Origin of the sequence: Cupriavidus sp. P-10, from assembly GCF_003402535.2 — a bacterium.
Taxonomy (GTDB): domain Bacteria; phylum Pseudomonadota; class Gammaproteobacteria; order Burkholderiales; family Burkholderiaceae; genus Cupriavidus.
Genome location: NZ_AP025170.1, coordinates 37,104 through 56,646, shown reverse-complemented (window position 1 = coordinate 56,646; position 19,543 = coordinate 37,104). Strand labels below are relative to the sequence as shown.

The 19,543-nt window shown below is 66.1% G+C and carries 17 protein-coding genes; 5 read left to right on the top strand and 12 right to left on the bottom strand.

The window, feature by feature from the left end:
* Positions 1–86: 86 nt before the first annotated feature.
* Together CTP10_RS00220 and CTP10_RS00215 are read right to left on the bottom strand one after the other, a co-directional pair.
* On the bottom strand, positions 87–386 hold the full coding sequence (locus CTP10_RS00220) for an EamA family transporter (protein ID WP_233528316.1): 300 nt from the start codon (positions 384–386) through the stop codon (positions 87–89).
* Between the two features lie 365 nt (positions 387–751).
* Positions 752–2,008: an MFS transporter gene (locus tag CTP10_RS00215; RefSeq protein WP_233528315.1), complete on the bottom strand. Its 1,257-nt coding sequence runs from the start codon at positions 2,006–2,008 to the stop codon at positions 752–754.
* 129 nt (positions 2,009–2,137) lie between these two features.
* Here CTP10_RS00215 and CTP10_RS00210 point away from each other — a divergent pair, with 129 nt between their 5' ends.
* The gene (locus CTP10_RS00210) at positions 2,138–3,013 is read left to right on the top strand and encodes an AraC family transcriptional regulator (protein WP_233528314.1); all 876 of its coding nucleotides are present in this window, start codon (positions 2,138–2,140) and stop codon (positions 3,011–3,013) included.
* A gap of 43 nt (positions 3,014–3,056) precedes the next feature.
* On the opposite strand, the gene CTP10_RS00205 is transcribed toward CTP10_RS00210, so the two are convergent.
* The 3 genes from CTP10_RS00205 to CTP10_RS00195 all read right to left on the bottom strand — a co-directional run bounded on the left by CTP10_RS00205 (position 3,057) and on the right by CTP10_RS00195 (position 6,340).
* Entirely contained in the window at positions 3,057–4,280 is a 1,224-nt protein-coding gene (locus CTP10_RS00205) for a M20 aminoacylase family protein (protein ID WP_116322325.1), read from the bottom strand.
* Between the two features lie 289 nt (positions 4,281–4,569).
* Positions 4,570–5,430 carry a fumarylacetoacetate hydrolase family protein gene (locus tag CTP10_RS00200; protein WP_116322324.1) on the bottom strand — a complete coding sequence of 287 codons (861 nt, stop codon included), beginning with the start codon at positions 5,428–5,430 and terminating at the stop codon, positions 4,570–4,572.
* 43 nt (positions 5,431–5,473) lie between these two features.
* On the bottom strand, positions 5,474–6,340 hold the full coding sequence (locus CTP10_RS00195) for a GntR family transcriptional regulator (protein ID WP_233528318.1): 867 nt from the start codon (positions 6,338–6,340) through the stop codon (positions 5,474–5,476).
* Positions 6,341–6,382: 42 nt separating this feature from the next.
* On the opposite strand from CTP10_RS00195, the gene CTP10_RS00190 reads away from it, so the two are divergent.
* The 3 genes from CTP10_RS00190 to gstA all read left to right on the top strand — a co-directional run bounded on the left by CTP10_RS00190 (position 6,383) and on the right by gstA (position 9,321).
* Positions 6,383–7,681, top strand: coding sequence for an MFS transporter (locus CTP10_RS00190; RefSeq protein WP_116322322.1), 1,299 nt, complete (start codon positions 6,383–6,385; stop codon positions 7,679–7,681).
* Between the two features lie 89 nt (positions 7,682–7,770).
* On the top strand, positions 7,771–8,499 hold the full coding sequence (locus tag CTP10_RS00185; RefSeq protein WP_116322321.1) for a maleate cis-trans isomerase family protein: 729 nt from the start codon (positions 7,771–7,773) through the stop codon (positions 8,497–8,499).
* Positions 8,500–8,694: 195 nt separating this feature from the next.
* On the top strand, positions 8,695–9,321 hold the full coding sequence (gene gstA, locus CTP10_RS00180) for a glutathione transferase GstA (protein WP_116322320.1): 627 nt from the start codon (positions 8,695–8,697) through the stop codon (positions 9,319–9,321).
* Positions 9,322–9,342: 21 nt separating this feature from the next.
* Here gstA and CTP10_RS00175 read toward each other — a convergent pair whose 3' ends face one another.
* The 7 genes from CTP10_RS00175 to CTP10_RS00145 all read right to left on the bottom strand — a co-directional run bounded on the left by CTP10_RS00175 (position 9,343) and on the right by CTP10_RS00145 (position 17,889).
* Complete coding sequence (locus tag CTP10_RS00175) at positions 9,343–9,963, bottom strand: glutathione peroxidase (protein ID WP_116322319.1); 621 nt, start codon at positions 9,961–9,963, stop codon at positions 9,343–9,345.
* A gap of 82 nt (positions 9,964–10,045) precedes the next feature.
* A complete protein-coding gene (locus CTP10_RS00170; RefSeq protein ID WP_116322388.1) occupies positions 10,046–11,536 on the bottom strand; it encodes an MDR family MFS transporter in 1,491 nt (496 codons plus the stop codon).
* A gap of 336 nt (positions 11,537–11,872) precedes the next feature.
* Positions 11,873–12,313, bottom strand: coding sequence for a CBS domain-containing protein (locus tag CTP10_RS00165; RefSeq protein WP_116322318.1), 441 nt, complete (start codon positions 12,311–12,313; stop codon positions 11,873–11,875).
* A 156-nt stretch (positions 12,314–12,469) separates the two neighbouring features.
* Complete coding sequence (gene dbpA / locus CTP10_RS00160) at positions 12,470–13,891, bottom strand: ATP-dependent RNA helicase DbpA (RefSeq protein ID WP_116322317.1); 1,422 nt, start codon at positions 13,889–13,891, stop codon at positions 12,470–12,472.
* Between the two features lie 22 nt (positions 13,892–13,913).
* Positions 13,914–14,834 (bottom strand): DUF72 domain-containing protein, encoded by a 921-nt coding sequence (locus CTP10_RS00155; RefSeq protein ID WP_116322316.1) that lies wholly within the window; start codon positions 14,832–14,834, stop codon positions 13,914–13,916.
* Positions 14,835–14,973: 139 nt separating this feature from the next.
* On the bottom strand, positions 14,974–16,176 hold the full coding sequence (locus CTP10_RS00150) for a DUF4382 domain-containing protein (protein ID WP_442875130.1): 1,203 nt from the start codon (positions 16,174–16,176) through the stop codon (positions 14,974–14,976).
* A gap of 588 nt (positions 16,177–16,764) precedes the next feature.
* Positions 16,765–17,889 carry a Fic family protein gene (locus CTP10_RS00145; protein WP_116322314.1) on the bottom strand — a complete coding sequence of 375 codons (1,125 nt, stop codon included), beginning with the start codon at positions 17,887–17,889 and terminating at the stop codon, positions 16,765–16,767.
* A 197-nt stretch (positions 17,890–18,086) separates the two neighbouring features.
* Here CTP10_RS00145 and CTP10_RS00140 point away from each other — a divergent pair, with 197 nt between their 5' ends.
* Positions 18,087–19,541, top strand: a complete 1,455-nt coding sequence (locus CTP10_RS00140; protein ID WP_116322313.1) for a DUF3375 family protein — start codon at positions 18,087–18,089, stop codon at positions 19,539–19,541.
* Positions 19,542–19,543: the final 2 nt, after the last annotated feature.

Sequence of the window (19,543 nt, the reverse complement as noted above, 5' to 3'; positions counted from 1 at the left end):
TGGGCACGGCGGACTTCATGCCCGCCATGATGCCGCAAAATGCCCGCCCGCAGCAGTTCACGGCCGCCGCGGCAGTGCCCATGCACTCAGTTTGGCGCGCGCTGCCCCAGCCAGACGCTGGCCAGCACCAGCAGCGCCCCGACCGCCTGCACCGCGGTCAGCGCCTGCCCCAGCACCAGGAAACCGAGCGCAGTGGCGCTGACCGGGCTCAGCAGCCCCAACGCCGACACCGCCGACGACGGCATGCGCGCCACCCCGCGGAACCACAGCGCATAGGTCACGCCGGCGCCGACGATGCTCAGCCAGCCATAGCCAAGCCAGTTGGCCAGCGTTGCCCCAGCAACAGCAACGCCACCCCCAGCAGCCCGCCCAGGCCTGCCAGCCACGCCGCGGTCCGCGGGCGCGCGCCCAGCCAGGCCCCGTTGGCTGGTGACGAGGTAAGTACTGTCCCAGATCGCGGGAGCCAGGCCGGTGAGCAGGATGTCCCGCAGCGGCAGCCTGCCGGGCGTGGAGGACGCCGGGGCCGGAGAAGCCGGGCCAGCAAAGGCGGCGGCAGAAGCGGCGACATTAGCGCCAGCCGCACGTCGAAAACGAACACCGCCTGGTGGAGGCGCTCAGCGCCGCGGAACGGGCCCAGCTGGCCACGCTGCTGCGGCGCTGGCTGCACCAGTTCGAACCGCCGCCTGGCGGCGGCGGGGAGACAAACGACGCCTGAGCCCTGTTGGCCCGGCGCCTCGGCAATCCAGCCGCGTCAGCCGTGCGCGCGCTCGCGCAGGTCCGGCAGGAACACCGTCAGCAGCCCCAGCAGCGGCAGGTAGGCACAGTACTCATACACCGCGCGGATGCCATGCGTATCCGCCATCCCGCCCAGCACCGCGGCGCCGATGCCGCCCATGCCGAAGGCAAAGCCGAAGAACAGCCCCGACACCATGCCGACCTTGCCGGGGATCAGTTCCTGCGCGAACACCAGGATCGCCGAAAACGCCGACGCCAGGATAAAGCCGATGATGAAGGTCAGCACCGTGGTCCAGAACAGGCCCACGTGCGGCAGCAGCAGCGTGAACGGCGCCACGCCCAGGATCGACGCCCAGATCACGCGCTTGCGGCCGATGCGGTCGCCGATCGGCCCGCCCAGGATAGTGCCCGCCGCCACCGCGAACAGGAACAGGAACAGGTGCAGCTGCGCGTTCTGGCGCTCCAGCCCGAAGCGCTCCATCAGGTAGAACGTGTAGTACGAAGTCAGGCTGGCCATGTAGAAGTACTTGGAGAACACCAGCACCATCAGCACCACCATCGCCCGCATCACCACGCGCGTCGGCACCGGGCTGGCCGCGGCGCCTGCAGCCTTGCGCTTGCGCGCGCCCTGCGCCAGCTGGCGCGAGTACCAGCCGCCGATGCGCCACAGCACCACGATGCCCACCAGCGCCGCCAGCGAGAACCAGGCGAGGCTGGCCTGCTGGTGCACGATCAGCGCGGCCAGCAGCGGGCCCATGGCGCTGCCGCCGTTGCCGCCGACCTGGAAGATCGACTGCGCCAGCCCATGCTTGCCGCCCGACGCCATGCGCGCCACGCGCGACGATTCGGGGTGGAAGATCGACGAGCCGGTGCCCACCAGCGCCGCCGCTACCAGCAGCACGCCGTAGGTCGGCGCCACCGACAGCAGCAGCAGGCCCGCCAGCGTGAAGGCCATGGCGATCGCCAGCGAATGCGGCTTGGGATGCTTGTCGGTGTATAGCCCCACTACCGGCTGCAGCAGCGATGCGGTGACCTGGTAGGTCATGGTCAGCAGCCCGATCTGCGTGAAGCTCAGGTTGAAGCCGCCCTTGAGCATCGGGTAGATCGCCAGGATCAACGACTGGATCATGTCGTTGAGGAAGTGGGCGAAGCTGATTGCCGACAGCACGCGGAAGCCGGTGCGTTCGGCCTGCGCGGGCGTGGTGGCAGTGGTGGCAATGGTGGTGCTGGAAGCTGCAGCGCCGGTCGGCGCGGAGTCGATGGTTGTGCTCATTGGCGGCTCTCGACAAACGGAAAGCGGCCAGCGGGGGGCGCTGGCCAGTCAGGACTGTGAGCATGGATGCTAGCTGGCGCGCAGGCGCCTGTCCTGCGAGAATAAGTCCGCAACCTTGGAGAAAAGGACATGCCGCGCGCCCCCCGTGCTCCCGGCGACACCGCCCCGCCCGGTCCCACCGCCCGGCGGCGTGTCCGCGACCTGCCGGTACCCCCCGTCGCCACGCCGGGCGACACCTACAGCGATCCCCCGCGCTACGTCCGCTACGATCGCAGCCCGATGCCGGTCGCCGCGATGGCCGCCGACTACCTGCCTGGCGAAGTGACCAAGCGGCACCAGCACCCCCATGCGCAACTGATCCACGCGGTGCACGGCGTCATGGTGGTGGCCACCGAGGAAGGCCAGTGGATCGTGCCACCCACGCGCGGCATGTGGATGCCCGGCGGCACCATGCACTGGATCCGCATGGTCGGCCACGTGCAGATGCGCACCGCTTATATCCGCCCGGATGCCGCGCCCGGCTTGCCGCAGCGCTGCACCGTGCTCGGCATCTCGCCGCTGCTGCGCGAGCTGATCCTGGCCGCGATCGACATCCCCCTGCCCTATGATCCGGATACGCGCGATGCGCGCCTGATGCGGCTGCTGCTCGATGAAGTCCTGCTGGTGCCATCGCTGCCGCTGCACCTGCCGCGCCCGTCGGACGCGGGCCTGCGGCAGATCTGCGACGCGATCGTGGAAGCGCCCGACACCGCCCTGACCCTGGCGGACTGGGGCGAACAGCTGGGCGTGGATCCCAAGACCATCCAGCGCCGCTTTGCGCGCGAGACCGGCATGACCTTCGGGCAATGGCGCCAGCAGGCGCGGCTGCTGGCGGCGCTGGAAAAGCTGGCCGCGGGCAGCAAGGTGGTCGACGTGGCGCTGGACCTGGGCTACGACAGCCCAAGCGCGTTCGCAACGATGTTCAGGCGGCAGTTCGGCGTGCCGCCGAGCGCGTTTTTTCGGTAGGCGTTTGTTGGAGAAGGGAGAAAACCACTGGCGTTTTCCCCGCTCAACGCCCCAGGTAGCGCTCCACCAGCCTGGTCCAGTACGCCGCCCCCACCGTCAGGTTCTCGTCGTTGAAGTCGTAGCCCGCGTTATGCAGCAGCGGCTGGTTGGCACCATTGCCCAGCCGCACGAAGCAGCCCGGACGCTGCTGCAGGTAATACGCAAAGTCCTCGCTGCCCGTGATGCGCGCGGCCTGCGACACCACCTTGTCGACGCCGACCAGTTCCTCGGCCACCTGGCGCGCGAAGTCGGTTTCGCGTTCGCTGTTCACCAGTACCGGATAACCGCGCACGTAGTCGACCTCCGCCACCGCGCCATAGCCCTCGGCTTGCGAAATTGCAAGCTGGCGGATGCGGTTCTCCAGCGAAGCGCGCACGTCCGGGCTGAACGAACGCACGCTGATCTCCATGCGCGCGCTGTCCGGGATCACATTGGGTGCGTGGCCGGCGTGGAGCGTGCCGATGCTCACCACCGCGGCCTCGTTCGGGTCCACGAAGCGCGATACCACGGACTGCAGCGCCATCACCAGGCTGCCGGCGGCCAGGATCGGATCGACCGACTGGTGCGGGCGCGCCGCGTGGCCGCCCTTGCCGCGGATGGTGATGGTGACGGTGTCGCACGCCGCCATGAACGGGCCCGAGCGGAACAGGAAGTTGCCCTGCTCCACGCCTGGATGGTTGTGCAGGCCGAAAATCGCGTCGCACGGGAAGCGTTCAAACAGCCCGTCGGCCAGCATGCGCTCCGCGCCGCCGCCCGCGCCGATTTCCTCCGCCGGCTGGAAGATCAGGTGCACGGTCCCGTCGAAATTCCGCGTACGCGCCAGCTGCCGCGCAGCGCCGAGCAGGATCGCAGTGTGGCCGTCGTGGCCGCAGGCATGCATGCGACCTTCATTGACGCTCGCGTAAGGCAGCGCCGTGCGCTCGTGGATCGGCAGTGCGTCCATGTCGGCGCGGATGCCGATGCTGCGCGCGCCCTCGCCGCACTTCAGCGTCCCGACCACGCCGGTCCCGCCCACGCCACGCGTGACCGTGAAGCCCCACGCTTCCAGAAGGCTGGCGATAAGGCCGGAGGTGCGGACCTCGTCAAAGGCAAGCTCGGGATTCTGGTGGATGTTGCGCCGGATCGCTTCAAGTTCAGCGCGGCTGTCCAGGGTGTCGGCCAGCCCGCAGTAGCGGCGCTTGAGTGTGGTACCGAGGTAGGACTCGATCTCGGGGGCGTGCTCTGACATGGCGTTTGCTCTCTGGCGAAACCTGTATAACCAGTATTTCACGCAGAAAACGCAAGCGAAATGCCAAGTGTGCGATTTCGCGTAAATCGATGCGATCCGGGCGTTTTCGCCACCGGAACCGTTGCGCGCACGGCACGCTTTGTATGGAAACCCAACGCTTTGTATGAAAGCGTTTCGATGGGGAACCATTGAAACGGGCGCTTTTTACCGGCTTTGCAGCTTTGCCCGACGCGCGGCGGCGTCACCTTGCCGGGTGACGCCGCGCCCTGCCCGGCTTGCGCCAGTGTGTTCAGCGCTCGCCGTAGGCCACCACGCGCTGGCTCTGCACGCCAAGCCCGTCGACACCCAGGCGCATGGTGTCGCCCGCCTTCAGGAAGCGCGGCGGCTTGAAGCCCATGCCCACGCCCGGCGGCGTGCCGGTCGCGATCAGGTCGCCCGGCAGCAGTGTCATGAAGCGGCTGACATAGCTGACCACGGTGGCCACGTCGAAGACCATGGTCGCGGTGCTGCCCCGCTGCACGCGCTCGCCATTGACCTCCAGCCACAGGCCCAGCGCCTGCGGGTCGGCCACTTCATCGCGCGTCACCAGCCACGGGCCGACCGGGCAGAAGGTGTCGCAGCCCTTGCCCTTGTCCCAGGTGCCGCCGCGCTCGATCTGGAACTCGCGCTCGGACACGTCGTTGACCACGCAGTAGCCGGCCACGTGGTTCAGCGCCTCTTCGCGCGAGACATTGCGCGCGGTGGTGCCGATCACCACGCCGAGCTCGACCTCCCAGTCGGACTTCTCGGAGCCGAACGGCAGCATCACGGCGTCGTCCGGGCCGTTCAGCGAGCTGTTGGCCTTCAGGAACACGATCGGCTCGGCCGGCAGCGGCATGCCGGCCTCGGCGGCGTGATCGGCATAGTTCAGGCCAATCGCCACGATCTTGCCGATACCCGTCCAGGGCACACCGAAACGCACACCATCGCGCGCGCCCTCGACCACGGGCAGCGCCGCCACGTCCACCTGCGCCAGCCGCGCCAGCGCCGCAGGCGCCAGTTCGCCCGGGCCGATCTCGCCCACCACGCCGCTCAGGTCGCGCACGCGGCCCTCTGCATCGATCACGCCCGGGCGCTCCGCGCCGGGATTGCCTACTCGAACCAGTTTCATCGTCGTTGTCTTCGTCAGGGATTGCGTTTGAGTCAGGGATGACTCATGCGGACTGCTTCAGGCCAGGGTCGCGTGCGCCGGCCTCGGCCAGCGAGCGCGCCACCACGGCCAGCACCTCTTTCGCGGTGTTCTCGGAATGCTGGCGCAGCACCTGCGCCAGGCGCGGGCGGCCGGGCTCGCGCAGCGCGGCCATGATGGCCTCGTGTTCCTCATGCGACTCTTGCCAGCGCAGCGTGTCGGCATTGGCGGCGCCGCGCGCGCGGTGGACCTTGCTCATCAGCATGGCGTAGACGCCAGCCAGCACCGGGTTGGCGGCGCCGTCGATGATGAACTGGTGGATTTCCTGGTTAATGCGGAAATAGTCGGTACGCCGCCCCGCGGCATGCGCGTCGATCATGGCCTGGTGGCGCCGCTCCAGCTTCGCCATCGCGGCGTCGCCCAGCCGCCGCGCGGCCAGTTCGCCGGCCAGCGCCTCGAGCCCGTGCAGGGTCTCGAAGGTGGCGCGCAACTCCTCCAGGTCGAGCGACGCCACGCGGTAGCCGATGTATTGCCGGTGCAGCACCAGTCCCTCGGACACCAGCACCTTGAGCGCCTCGCGCAGTGGCGTCTTGGAGACGTCGAAGGCTTCGCAGAAGGCGCGTTCATCGATGCGCGCGCCCGGCGGCAACTCGCCCTCTTCGATCATGGTGCGCAGCCGGACGGCGATCTCGGCCGACATGCCGAGCGTGCGCAGGCGCGTGGTTTTGGGAAGCGTTTGTGTCAAAGACGTCACCAGAATGGGGAAATGCACCACAGCAAGGCTATCACATCCCAAAAATGTGAATTCGCAACATCGTAAAATCAATGACTTACACGCGTTGTAATTACAGATTACGTATCCTATACTCGGCCCTGTTGCGCGACACCCAATTAGAACTGCCCATCCAAAGGACCAAGACAAGGAGACGCCGCCATGCAAACGACAAGCCAGGCGACGGTGTTAACGGAGGCCAAGACCTCCGTGCGCTGGAAGATTTTTCTGATGATGCTGTTCCTCATCGCGATCAACTACATCGATCGCGCCTCGCTCTCGGTGGCCATGCCACTGATCGCAAAGGAGTTCGACCTCAGTCCCACCATGCAGGGCCTGATCCTCAGTTCGTTCTTCTGGACCTACGCCCTGATGCAGGTGCCGGGCGGCATGCTGGCCGACAAGTACAAGCCGCGCATCGTGATCGCCTGCGCCACCGTGTTCTGGGGGCTCGCCCAGACCATCGCGGCGTTCACCACCAATGCCACCTCGCTGATGCTGACCCGGCTTGGCCTGGGCGCCGCCGAAGCGCCGATCTACCCGGCCGGCGGCAAGCTCAACGCGATCTGGATGACGCAGAACGAACGCGGCCGCGGCGCCACGCTGCTTGATGGCGGCGCACCGCTGGGCGCGGCGCTCGGCGCGATCATCATCACGTGGCTGATCGCCTCGCTGGGCTCGTGGCGGCTGGCCTTTATCGTGGCCGGCGTGGGCACCGTGCTGGCCGGCGTGCTGGCCTGGTACTACGTGCGCAATTCCCCGCGCGAGCACCGCGGCGTGAACGAGCTGGAAGCGCGCTATATCGAAGAAGCGCAAGCCAACGAACACCGCGCCGAGCCGGCCAACCTGTCGGGCCGCTCCATGGACTTCTTCAAGTACCGCTCGGTGTGGTGCATGGCCGCTGGCTGGATGTGCTTCAACACCGTGTTCTACGGCCTGCTGACCTGGATGCCCAACTACCTGAACAAGGTGCATGGCTTCGACATCAAGCAGATGGGCGGCGCCAGCTTCATCATCTTCTTCAGCGGCTTTATCGGCGAACTGATCGGCGGCTGGATCGCCGACAAGTGGAAAGAGGCGGGCGGCCGTCCCAATGTGGTGATGCGCACGCTGTTCGGCATCGCCGCGGTGGTGGCCACGGCCTCGATCTTCTCGGTGGCCTATGTCAGCGATCCGATCATCGTGGTGGTGCTGCTGTCGTCCACGCTGTTCTTCCTGCGCTGGTGCGGCCTGTTCTGGTGCGTGCCGTCGATGCTCGGCACGCGCAACAAGGTCGGCTTCCTGGGCGGCGTGATGAACCTGGGCGGCAATATCGGCGGCATCACCGTGCCCATCATCGTCGGCATGATCGTGCAGTTCACCGGCTCGTACTTCCTGGCGCTGATGTTCTTCGCGGCGGCGGGCGTGGGGCTGCTGCTGGCCTCGACAGCCATCGACTACGAGACCAAGATTCCGGTCTGATCCTCGCGGATCGCCGCGATCACCGAATTCCAAGACGAGCAGGGGGCCGGCAACGTCCCGTCCCCCGCATTGACTCCTGAGACCACCACATGACCAAGCAAATCCGACTCGGCATGCTCACGCCGTCTTCCAACACGGCGCTCGAGCCCATCACCAGCGCGATGGTTGCCGGCCTGCCCAACGTCAGCGCGCATTTCTCGCGCTTCACCGTGACCGAGATCTCGCTGCGCGACCAGGCGCTGGGGCAGTTCAACCTCGACAAGATCCTGGCCGCCGCCAGCCTGCTGGCCGATGCGCGCGTCGACGTCATCGCCTGGAACGGCACGTCGTCCGGCTGGCTCGGCTTCGACAAGGACGAAGCGCTGTGCAAGCAGATCACCGAGGCGACCGGCATCCCGGCCACCACTTCGGTACTGGCGCTCAACGAGATCCTGGAAAAGACCGGCGCGCGCAACTTCGGCCTGGCCACGCCGTACCTGGACGACGTGCAGCAGCGCATCATCGCCAACTACGAACGCAGCGGCTTTCACTGCGTGGCGGAAAGCCACCTCGACCTGCACGTGAACTACAGCTTTGCCGAAGTCGAGGCGGACACCATCCGCGAGATGGTGCGCGGTCTCGCGCAGCATGGGCCGCAGGCGATCACCACGTTCTGCACCAACCTGCGTGCGGCGCACCTGGCGGAAGAGCTTGAGGCCGAGACGGGGATTCCGCTGTACGACACCATTTCTACCGTGGTGTGGAAATCGCTGCGGCTGTGCGGCGTGGATACACGCGAGCTGAAAGGATGGGGGCGGCTGTTCCGCGAAGTGGAATAAGTAGCTGAAGGGCGACGGCGCGACGGTCGACAGGTCGCGCCATCGCACCATCGCCCGATCGCACCTGGCGCGGGCTGTGCAAATCTGCAATCCCCCTCCGCAAGCCCGCGCATTGCCGCACCGCAAACGCGATCCTAGACTGCTCGCACGGCCCCACAACGGCGTGGCGGCCAGCCAACCCCAAACAGGATCGCGATGAAGCTCTACTACTCCCCAGGCGCATGCTCGATGTCCGTCCACATCGCGCTGCGCGAAGCCGGCCTGCCGGTCACGCTGGCCCAGGTTGACCTGCAACACCACAAGCTGGCGCAGCCCGAGAACGGCGGCGACGACTACTACGCGATCAACCCGCGCGGCTACGTGCCGCTGCTGCAACTGGATGATGGCTCACGCCATACCGAAGTGGCGTCGTTGCTCCAGTACATCGCCGATCTCGTGCCTGAGCGCGGCCTGCTGCCCGCCTCCGGCACGCGCGAGCGGCTGGAAGCCACCGGCTGGCTGACGCTGGTCTCCACCGAGCTGCACAAGGTGTTCAGTCCGTGGCTGTGGCACAAGGAAACCGCGCAAAGCACGCAGCAGGCATGCAAGGCCAAGCTTCAGGCGCGCTTCGCCGAACTCGACCGCCACCTGCAAACCCGCCAATACCTGACGGGGGACCGCTACACCGTGGCCGACGCGTATTGCTTCACCATCCTCGGCTGGGCGCGCATGCTGATGATGCCGCTGACCGCGTACCCGTCGTTGCAGGAATACCTGTCGCGCGTGGCCGCACGGCCCGCGGTGCAGGAAGCAATGCGCGCGGAAGGGCTGGTGCGGGACTGAGCGAAGGGTGCAGGGCGCTGCTCAGTGCTGCGCGCCGAGCAGCGATTCGATCTTCGCCACCAGTTCCTTGTCGTCCGGCTTGGTGCGGCTGTCGTAGCTGGCGACCACCTTGCCGTCGCGGCCGATCAGGTATTTGTAGAAGTTCCACTTGGGCGCGGTGCCGGTCTGTTTGGCCAGCAGCGCGTACATCGGATTGGCGTCGCTGCCGCGCACGTGCGACTTGCCCAGCATCGGGAACTTGACGCCGTACGTGTTGTAGCAGAAGTCCGCGATCTGCTTCTCCGAGCCCGGTTCCTGCGAGAAATCATTGGACGGGAATCCCAGCACCACCAGCCCGCGCGCATTGTATTTGGCGTGCAGCGCCTCAAGCCCTTCATATTGCGGCGTAAAGCCGCAATAACTGGCGGTGTTGACCACCAGCACCACCTTGCCGGCGTACTGGCACAGGTTCTGCGGCGCTTCATCCTGCAGGCGCGGGAAGGTGAAGTTGAGCGATGCGGGGCAAGCACCGGCCTGCGCGGCGGCGGGCGCTGCGGACTTCTCGGCGGCGCGGGCGGGCGAGGGCAGCAGGGCCGACGCGGCGAGCGCCACGGAGGCGAAGGCGAAAGCGAAGGGGCGGGAAATCAGGGAACGACGGAACATGGCGACGGGGCTCCAGGGGTCGGCTCGCTGTATCGGGTACGCGTAGTCTACGCCGATGACGGGCTGGCTGCCGCCCGCCGCTTCAGTCCATCGCCAGCGTGGCCGCATGCTCCGTGACGCTGCTGCGCAACTCCAGGTCCGGCATGCTGCGCACGACCAGCAGCGCCAGCACCGACGCAGCCGCGCCAACCGCAAAGATCAGCTGAAAGCCCGACTCGACACCGCCGGCCAGCACGTGCCGCACCGCCGGCGACAACTGTGCCAGCGCCTCGCTGCCATGGCGCAGCGCACCCAGGTCAAGCGCCTGCGTCACGCCCGAAGCCACCAGCGCATGGCGGAATTCCAGCGTCAGCAGCGTGCCCGCCAGCGCCCCGCCCAGCGCGCTGCCGAGCGAGCGCAGCACCAGCAGCGCGCCGGTGCCGGCGCCGGTATCGCGGCGCTCCAGCACGTTCTGCACACTCATCAGCGTGGCCACCATGGTGATGCCCAGGCCCACGCCGGCCAGCGTCATCGCCGCCAGCACCACGGCCAGCGGCACCGCCGGCGTCACCAGCGCCAGCACGATCAGGCCCAGCGCCCCGGCGACATAGCCCGCCGTCAGGATGCCGCGCATGCGGCCCACGCGCGGCGCGACCCAGGCCACGATGAAGTTGCCCGCCACCGTCGCCAGCAGGAACGGCATCACCAGCAGGCCGGAGGTCGAGGCATCCGCGCCGCGCACCAGCTGGAAATGCAGCGGCAGCGCAAAGATGCACAGGAAGATATTGAGCGCCGACAGCGCCGATGCCGCCACGCCCATCACATAGGCACGGTTGCCGAACAGCCGCGGCGGCAGCATCGGGTCGGCGGCGCGGCGCTCCTGCCACGCCAGCAGCGCCACCGCCACGGCCGCGGCGACCAGCAGCGCGGCCAGCTCCGGCGAGAGCCAGTCATAGACATCGCCGCCCCAGCTCATTGCCAGCAGGAAGGCGACGATGGCCACCGCCAGCAGCAGCGCGCCCAGCCAGTCCACGCGCGCCCGGCCGCCACGCGGCGGCAGCATCGCCAGGCCGCGATAGCACATCACCATCGCCAGCAGGCCCAGCGGCACGTTGACCCAGAACAGCCAGCGCCACGACATGTGGTCCGACACCCAGCCGCCCACCAGCGGCCCAGCAATCGACGCCACCGCCCACACCGTGGCCAGGTAGCCCTGGTAGCGCCCGCGCTGGCGCGGCGCCACCACGTCGGCGATGGCCGCCTGCGCCAGCGACATCAACCCGCCGCCGCCCACGCCCTGCAGCGCGCGGAACAGGATCAGCTGCCCCAGCGTCTGCGCCAGCGCGCACGCCACGGAAGCGCCGATGAACAGCGTGATCGCCACCATCAGCAGGCGGCGCCGCCCGAAGCTGTCGGAAAGCTTTCCGTACAGCGGCGTGGTCACCGTCGACACGATCAGGTACGCGGTCACGATCCACGACAGGTGGCCAAATCCGTTCAGGTCATTGGCAATGGCCGGCACCGCCGGGATCACCACGGTCTGGTCCAGCGCCGCCAGCAGGATACACAGCACGATGCCGCCGATCACACGCATGATGGCGCGATGATCGTGGACGGGAGCGAGGATGGCCTGGGCGGCGGATGCGGACGACGACATTGCAGAGACGGGTACGCGGCATCGTGCCGCGAAGCAGACTTGGGAAGGAGGAATTGCCGGCCGGAAGTTCCGCCAGGAACGGCTGGGAAGCCGCAGCGGAGTGACCGTAATTCAGTAACCGCATAATTATATGCGGTTAGCGCATATCGCGCTGAGGGAGGCCCAAGGGCTGTCGTCAAACCCCTACGGTTTTCTCCCCTCTCCCGCCCGCGGGAGAGGGGCCGGGGGGAGAGGGCCGGCGGATCAATTCACCACCAGCCCAACGCAAATTGCCTAATGCCCACCCCCATGGATGTAATGCTCCAGCTGCTCGATGATGAACTGCTGCTCGGAGATGATGTCCTTCACCAGGTCACCGATCGACAGCATGCCGACCAGCTCTTCGTTGTCCATCACCGGCAGATGGCGCAGCCGGTGCTTGGTCATCAGCGCCATGCATTCGTCGGTGCTCTGGCTGGCACTGACGTAGATCACCGAACTGGTCATGATGTCGCGCACCAGCGTCTCGCGCGACGTGCGCTGCATCAGGATCACCTTGCGCGCATAGTCGCGCTCGCTCAGGATGCCCATGATGTCACCGTGCTCGATGACCAGCAGGGCGCCGATCCCTTTCTCGGCCATCAGCTGCAGCGCGGCATACACCGTCGCCGTCGGGGGGATGCTGTAGATGGCCTGAGTCGGCTTGGATTCCAGAACCTGGCGTGCAGTTTTCATCACCAACTCCTCTTCCGTCGAGAAATCATGCGGCTGGCGCTACCTGCCTTGCGACCAATGGAACCAGAGTAGCAAAGGAATGCGCCGGCTTACAGGGTGACTTACGCGAATCTTTGTAAGCGATGTTGTGGCGCACCCACTACTGCCGGCCTCCATTTACTCCGTCATCAGACGCACCTTCACCTTCTTGCCCTTGACCTTGCCCGCATTCAGCCGCTTCACCGCCTCGCGCCCGATGCTGCGCTCCACCGCGATATAGGTCGACATCTCCAGCACGTTGATCTTGCCGATCTGCTCCTTGGTAAAGCCAGCCTCGCCGGTCAGCGCGCCCAGGATATCGCCGGCGCGGATCTTCTCCTTGCGGCCGCCAAGCATCTGCAGCGTCACCATCGGCGGCAGCAGCCGATCACTGCTCGCGGGCGTCAGCTCGGCCAGCGGATGCCATTCGAACTCGCCACCGTGGTGCTGTTCCAGGTTACCTACACGCCCCATCTCGTCCATGCTGACCAGGCTGAACGCCCAGCCTTCCTGGTCGGCGCGGCCGGTGCGGCCGATGCGGTGCACGTGCACCTCGGGGTCGGGCGTGATCTCGACATTGATCACCGCTTCCAGTTGCGCGATATCCAGCCCGCGCGCGGCCACGTCGGTGGCAACCAGCACCGAACAGCTGCGGTTGGCAAACTGCACCAGCACCTGGTCGCGATCGCGCTGCTCCAGGTCGCCATGCAGGGCCAGCGCCTCGTAGCCCTGCGCGCGCAGCAGCTCCACCAGTTCGCGGCAGCGCGCCTTCGTATTGCAGAACGCCAGCGTGCTGGCCGGGCGGAAATGATCGAGCAGCCGCCCGACCGCGCCCAGGCGCTCACCTTCTTCCACTTCATAGAAGCGCTGGCGGATGGTGGCGTTGTCGTGCGTCGCTTCCAGCTTCAGCGACTGCGGCTTGCGCAGGAATTTGTGGGCGAGCTTGTCGATGCCCTCGGGATAGGTCGCCGAGAACAGCAGCGTCTGGCGTTCCTTCGGGCAACGGCTGGCGATGTAGGCGATATCGTCGAAGAAACCCATGTCGAGCATGCGGTCGGCTTCGTCGAGCACCAGCGTGCCGATTGCCGCCAGGTCCAGGCTGCCGCGATCGATATGATCAAGAATTCGGCCCGGCGTGCCCACCACAATATGCGCGCCGTGAATAAGACTATCCACCTGCGGGCGCATCGGGGAGCCGCCGCACAGCGCCAGCACCTTGATGTTCTCTTCGGCGCGCGCGAGGCGGCGGATTTCCTGCGTGACCTGGTCGGCCAGTTCGCGCGTGGGGCACAGCACCATGGCCTGCACATCGAAGCGGCGTGGGTCGAGCCGGTTCAACAGCGCCAGCGCGAACGCCGCGGTCTTGCCGCTGCCGGTCTTGGCCTGCGCGACCAGGTCCTGGCCGGCCAGCGTGATCGGCAGGCTGGCCGCCTGGATCGGCGTCATCTCGTCATAGCCGAGTTGCGCCAGCGTGGCGAGCATGGCGGGCGACAGCGGGAGGGTGGAAAAAGCGGGGCCGGCTTGCGGCTGGGGGGGTGCTTGGACAGGGGTCGAGTTCATGCGGGATTATAGCGATCCGGCGTCAGGCTTCCGCGTCGGCGGGCGGTGTCCAGCCCAGCCGCTCCAGCAGCGCCTGCGCGGCGGCCGGGGCGCGTTCCTTGGCGCCGTTGATGAAAAAGAGAAAGACCTCGCGCTTGCTTGCGGCGGCCTTGCGGTCTTCGAGCACCGGCAGGTCGCCCGGCTGCGCGCCCTGCGCCCATGACTGCGCGCGAGCGGCCCATTCGTCGAGCGCCTTGGGACCATAGCCGGTCTTCAGCTTCTCGCTGCTTTCCATCAAGCGCGCATAAACAAAATCCGCGGTCAGGTCCGCCATCGACGGGAATTTCGGTGAATCGGTAAAGACGGTCGCAGCCTTGTACTTGCGCGCGAGCTTCAGGTAGTCCGGCGACATGAAGCTGTCGTGCCGCACCTCCAGAACATGACGCAGTTTCACCCCTTCGACGGAAGCGGGCAGCAATTGCAGGAAACCCTCGAAGTCCTCCGCATCGAATTGCTTGGTCGGCGCGAACTGCCAGACCAGCGGACCCAGCTTGGGACCCAGTTCGGCGATGCCGCTGTCGATAAAGCGCTCGATCGATTCGCCCGATTCCGCCAGCACGCGCCGGTTGGTGGCAAAGCGCGACGCCTTGACTGAAAACACAAAATCTTCCGGCGTTTCATCACGCCATTTGATAAACGACGAACGTTTTTGCGTGCCGTGATAAGTGCTATTGATTTCGATCGCGCTGAGATGTCGGCTGGCGTAGGCCAGTTCACGCGATTGCGGCAGCTTGGCCGGATAGAAATTGTCGCGCCACGGTGCGAAATTCCAGCCGCCGATGCCAACCCGAAAGCTGCCGCCAGACTTGCGCCGCGCTGTGGGCGACGCCGCTGCCGATGCTGGCTCGGCTGCTGCCTTGGTTGCTGGCTCAGGTGCGGACTTGGCCGCGGTGCGTGCTGCCATGGCGCGATCTCCCGGGACGCGAGAGTCAAAGTCTAGCGGGAAACCGCGGCAAGCGGGTGGGGCGTCTGAGCGCTAGAAACGACAAAGCCGGAAGCAGGCCCCCGCCCGCTTCCGGCTGTCTTGCTCCAGCCGAGCTGGCTCAGAACGAGAGGTTCTGGGTTACATCAGCCGTATTCACGTCGACCTGTTGCGTCACCACCGCACCGCTGGTGCTGGTGGCCTGCACGCTGTACTTGCCGCCCGCGGCGCTGTCCGGCAGCAGCGGGATCGGCAGCAAGGCCTGGTAAGTGCCGATCACCGGCGCCGCCACCGGCAGCGCGGGCTCGGTCGCGTACAAGCTGTAGGCACCCGTATTGGTAGCCGCGGCGGTTGCCGCGATCTCGAAGGTGCCGCCGTTGACCAGTTGCAGCGCGCGCAGCGTCGCTTCGGCCGAAGCCGGCGTGACCGTGCCCGAGACGCGCCGGTACGCGGAAGTCGGCAGCGACATCGGCGACGCCGAGGTCGAGATCGCCGTGCTGCCGCCCGCCACCACCGGCACGCTGCGCACGATGCCCGTGCCGCGGCCATTGGCTGCGCCCGGCACCACCACCACGTCGACCGCGCCGGCGGTGCTGCTCTGCTCGATCGGCGACAGCGTGAAGTTGCCATTGGCATCGGCCACCGTGGCCTTTACCACCACGCCGTTGCGCTCGGCGTAGACGCGCGCGCCCGGCGCCGAGGCCACCACGCCGCTGACCGCGCCACTGACCACCATCGGGATCGCCGTCACCACCGGCTTCAGGCCGTAGCTGCCGTTGCCGCGCGTCACCACCGACTTGCACGCATCGAAGTCCAGCACCAGGTCGGTCAGCGTGCCGGACGCAACCGTGAAGGGCCGGTTGATCTTGATGCCGGACTGCACCGCGCTCGGCGTATCCAACGACTGCTCGGTGCCGCCGGTGGGCACTACCGAGTTGGCCAGTGCGCCCGAACCGCCCCCGCGGTTCGCGTCGAGCAGCAGCCGTACCTGTTGATAGCTGCCGGCCGGCAGCACCGTCTGGCCCAGCGTGGTCAGCACGCCATTGGTCAGCGACAGCAGGTCGATCTTGCGCGCGGGAACCACGTCGATATCGACCCAGCCGCCGGCGCCCGGATCGGCGTTGGCGCTGCTGTGCACGCGCACCTTGTTGACGGTCACGAAAACATGGTCATAGCCGCAGGCGGGCGCATCGGTCATCGAAACCTTCAGCGTTCCCTGGCCGCCACCGGAATCATCGCCACCGCCGCCGCCGCAGGCGGCCAGCGCCAGGGCGCCGCTCAGCGCCAGGATGCGCAGCGGCGTGGATGAGTATGAAAGGTTCAGCACGGTGCTCTCCGCTTGTAGTTGTGGGGTGCCCGCAGAATATGTTGCCGATCGCATAACCGGTGTAAGCCTTTGTAAAGCGTTGCAAAGAAGACGCTCCCGATCCTCCGCGTGACGGCCCGATCACGCACCAAATTGACGGGTTGCGTCGTCAACTTCAGCGAATGTCCCGGCGACGCGCATTGCTGCCTCAAGTCGGCAGCGGCCGCTCCGATGCGTGAGTGATCTCGTTAATAATCCCAGTCACCTTCGACACGTTGCTGACGATGGAACAGACACGCGGCATTCAAGAGGTGAATAAGGCGGTCAGCCAGCTCACGAGATGGTGCAGCAGAATGCGGCGCTGGTGGAACAGTCGACGGCGGCGGCGGCAGCGTTGCAGACGCAGGCAGGAAGCCTGGCGGGGGCGGTGGGGCAGTTCAGGTTGGGGTAACAGGTTGGGGTAACAGTTGGGATAAGGGCGCGCACTGCTACCCAATGAGCAGTGGCTCTGGCTATCCCAGCGGGCAGACAATCCACTACGCTGCCAGCTCGCTCTCCACTCACGCTTGCGGGAGAGGAGAGCGAGCACCGCAAATTTCGGCCAATTCAACTTTCAAGGGCTGCGAGCATATAGGACGTACTCCGCCCGCCGGCCCCCGACTTCTGCAGGACACCATGGGCTACCAGTTCATTGATATCCCGCAGCGCCGTGTCAGCGGAGCATTTGGCGATTGAGGCCCACTTGCTGCTCGTCAGCTTCCCGTCGAAGCCGTCGAGCAAACGGTTCAGCATCTTCGTTTGCCGCTCGTTCATAGGCGTCGCACCCCAGCGATGCCAGAAGCGGGCTTTCCCCAGCACAGCATCAAGCGTGTGTTGAGCATTCTGAACGGAGCGGTAAAGAGCGTCCAGAAACCACAACAGCCAAGCGGTCACGTCCAGCGAGCCCTTTTGGGTGCGCTCCAGGATGTCGTAGTAGTCCTTGCGCTCCCGCTGGATCTGCGCCGACAGGCTATAGAAGCGCTGCGGGCTCGCATCGGCCCTGGACAACAGAAGATCTCCGATCGCGCGGGCGATACGGCCATTGCCGTCGTCGAAGGGGTGCAGCGTGACAAACCAAAGATGTGCAAGGCCTGCCTTCAGCACCGGCGGATCGGACTGGTCGTCATTGACCCAATCCAGGAATCGCTTCGCTTCCAACGGTAGACAATCAGCCGGCGGAGCCTCGAAATGCACGCGCTGACGGCCTAAAGGTCCGGAGACAACTTGCATGGGGCCCTTTGCGTCATCGCGCCACTGTGCGACACGTATCCGGGACATGCCACTGTAGCCTGTGGGGAACAGCGCCGCATGCCATCCGAACAGCCTTTCCCTGCTGAGCGGCGCGTTGCTGTGCGTCGTGGCATCGAGGACCATTTCCACGACACCTTCCACGTGACGATCTACCGGGGCCAATGCGCCGATGTCAACGCCGAGCCTGCGCGCAATTGACGACCTCACCGAATCAACATTGAGCCTTTCCCCTTCGATTTCACTGGTCTTGACGACATCTTCAGTCAGCGCGGCCAAGCTTGCTTCGTCGCGCAGCGCCATGCCGACGTCTGAAAGCCGACCGAGCAGCATCCCCTGCGCCCGCGTCACTTCCGACAGCGGCTGCGCCAGGGCTGTCAGGTCATAGCGCAATGCAGGCCAGTCAGGCGCCTGCCACATGTAGAGCCAATCTCCGCGTTTCATGCGGAAATTATGTCGCGAAATCTCCGTATAGGCAATTTTTCACCGCGTACTTTGCGGAGATTACAACGAAGGATCACCGCAGCTTTCGAAATTGCAGGGACAACCTTGGGAAGGTAATCAGAGATCACATGGTGGAATTACGCCTTACAATCAGCATCGATTCCGCCTGTTCCGCCGGGACATGCCCGGCTCCTGCCGTGAACCTAGACTTCGACACCCTGGAGCGCTTGCGCCAAAGCCATCCGGCATGGCGCCTGCTCCGTTCTGACCACGCCAGTCTGGTCGCGGCGTTCCTCCATCGCGCATTCGTCGAACCCAACCGCCGTTCGATCGGGCAATCCGACCTCGCCGAAGCATTGGAGGATGCATTGTTCGCGCTGCGCGAACGCCTCGGCCAGGACACCTTTCCCAAACCGGCGCTCGATTACCTGAACGACTGGGCGGCCAACGAGAAGGGCTGGCTGCGCAAGTTTTACCGGCAGGGGTCGGACGAACCGCAGTTCGACCTGACACCGGCCACCGAAAAGGCGATCGCGTGGCTCGGCACGCTGGCCGAGCGCAGCTTCGTCGGCACGGAGTCGCGCTTGCTGACGCTGTTCGATCTGCTCAAGCAAATGCACGAAGGCACGCAGACCGACCCGCAGGCGCGCCTGATGGAATTGCACCGGCGCCGCGACGAGCTGGATGCGGAGATCGCTCGGGTCACCGGCGGCGACTTGCCGCTGCTTGACGACACCGCGCTGAAAGACCGCTTCCAGCAATTCGTCGCGCTGGCACGCGAACTACTGACCGATTTCCGCGAAGTGGAAGACAATTTCCGCTCTCTGGATCGCCGCGTGCGAGAGCGCATTGCGCTTTGGGAAGGCTCCAAGGGCGCACTGCTGGAAGAGATCATGGGCGAGCGCGATACCATCGCCGATTCCGACCAAGGCCGCAGCTTCCGCGCATTCTGGGATTTCGTGATGAGCAGCCGCCGCCAGGAAGAGCTTTCGTCCCTGCTCGAGCATGTGCTGGCACTGCCAACGGTTTCGGAACTGAATCCTGACACGCGACTGCGCCGCGTGCATTACGACTGGCTGGAAGCCGGCGAGCATACCCAGCGCACTGTGGCCCAGCTCTCGCAACAGCTGCGGCGCTTCCTCGACGACAAGGCCTGGCTGGAGAACCGCCGTATCATGGACCTCCTGCGCGGCATCGAGGCCCGGGCGCTGGCCGTGCGAGACGCGCCGCCGCCAGACCTTATGATGGCCGTGGACGACACCGCCGCCGACATCGAACTGCCGATGGAACGCCCCTTGTTCGTGCCGGCCCTCAAGGCCCGCATCGCCGACACCGATATCGAAGCCGGCGACGCCGACGTCGCCGCCGACGCCTTGTTCTCGCAGGTCGTCATCGACAAGGCGGAACTGGCGGCGCACGTCCGCCATGCACTGCAAAGCCGCACACAGGTCACGCTGCAGGAACTGTGCAACTTGCGGCCCCTGCAGCATGGCCTGGCCGAGCTGGTCGCCTACCTGCAGCTGTCCGGCGATTCCTTCCGTTCCGTGATTGACGAATCCGAGATCGATGCCGTCAGCTGGACGATGCAGACACAGGATGCCGGCACACTGGTAAGACAGGCCCGGCTGCCCCGGGTCATTTTTATGCGATAAGC

What these genes read in the sequence shown, in the direction of transcription:
- CTP10_RS00165 (WP_116322318.1), bottom strand. Translation starts at nt 12,313, where the DNA reads ATGAAAACTGCACGCCAGGTTCTGGAATCCAAGCCGACTCAGGCCATC.
- CTP10_RS00210 (WP_233528314.1), top strand. Translation starts at nt 2,138, where the DNA reads ATGCCGCGCGCCCCCCGTGCTCCCGGCGACACCGCCCCGCCCGGTCCC.
- CTP10_RS00215 (WP_233528315.1), bottom strand. Translation starts at nt 2,008, where the DNA reads ATGAGCACAACCATCGACTCCGCGCCGACCGGCGCTGCAGCTTCCAGC.
- CTP10_RS00175 (WP_116322319.1), bottom strand. Translation starts at nt 9,963, where the DNA reads ATGTTCCGTCGTTCCCTGATTTCCCGCCCCTTCGCTTTCGCCTTCGCC.
- CTP10_RS00190 (WP_116322322.1), top strand. Translation starts at nt 6,383, where the DNA reads ATGCAAACGACAAGCCAGGCGACGGTGTTAACGGAGGCCAAGACCTCC.
- CTP10_RS00200 (WP_116322324.1), bottom strand. Translation starts at nt 5,430, where the DNA reads ATGAAACTGGTTCGAGTAGGCAATCCCGGCGCGGAGCGCCCGGGCGTG.
- dbpA (WP_116322317.1), bottom strand. Translation starts at nt 13,891, where the DNA reads ATGAACTCGACCCCTGTCCAAGCACCCCCCCAGCCGCAAGCCGGCCCC.
- CTP10_RS00185 (WP_116322321.1), top strand. Translation starts at nt 7,771, where the DNA reads ATGACCAAGCAAATCCGACTCGGCATGCTCACGCCGTCTTCCAACACG.
- CTP10_RS00170 (WP_116322388.1), bottom strand. Translation starts at nt 11,536, where the DNA reads ATGCGTGTGATCGGCGGCATCGTGCTGTGTATCCTGCTGGCGGCGCTG.
- CTP10_RS00145 (WP_116322314.1), bottom strand. Translation starts at nt 17,889, where the DNA reads ATGAAACGCGGAGATTGGCTCTACATGTGGCAGGCGCCTGACTGGCCT.
- CTP10_RS00205 (WP_116322325.1), bottom strand. Translation starts at nt 4,280, where the DNA reads ATGTCAGAGCACGCCCCCGAGATCGAGTCCTACCTCGGTACCACACTC.
- gstA (WP_116322320.1), top strand. Translation starts at nt 8,695, where the DNA reads ATGAAGCTCTACTACTCCCCAGGCGCATGCTCGATGTCCGTCCACATC.
- CTP10_RS00155 (WP_116322316.1), bottom strand. Translation starts at nt 14,834, where the DNA reads ATGGCAGCACGCACCGCGGCCAAGTCCGCACCTGAGCCAGCAACCAAG.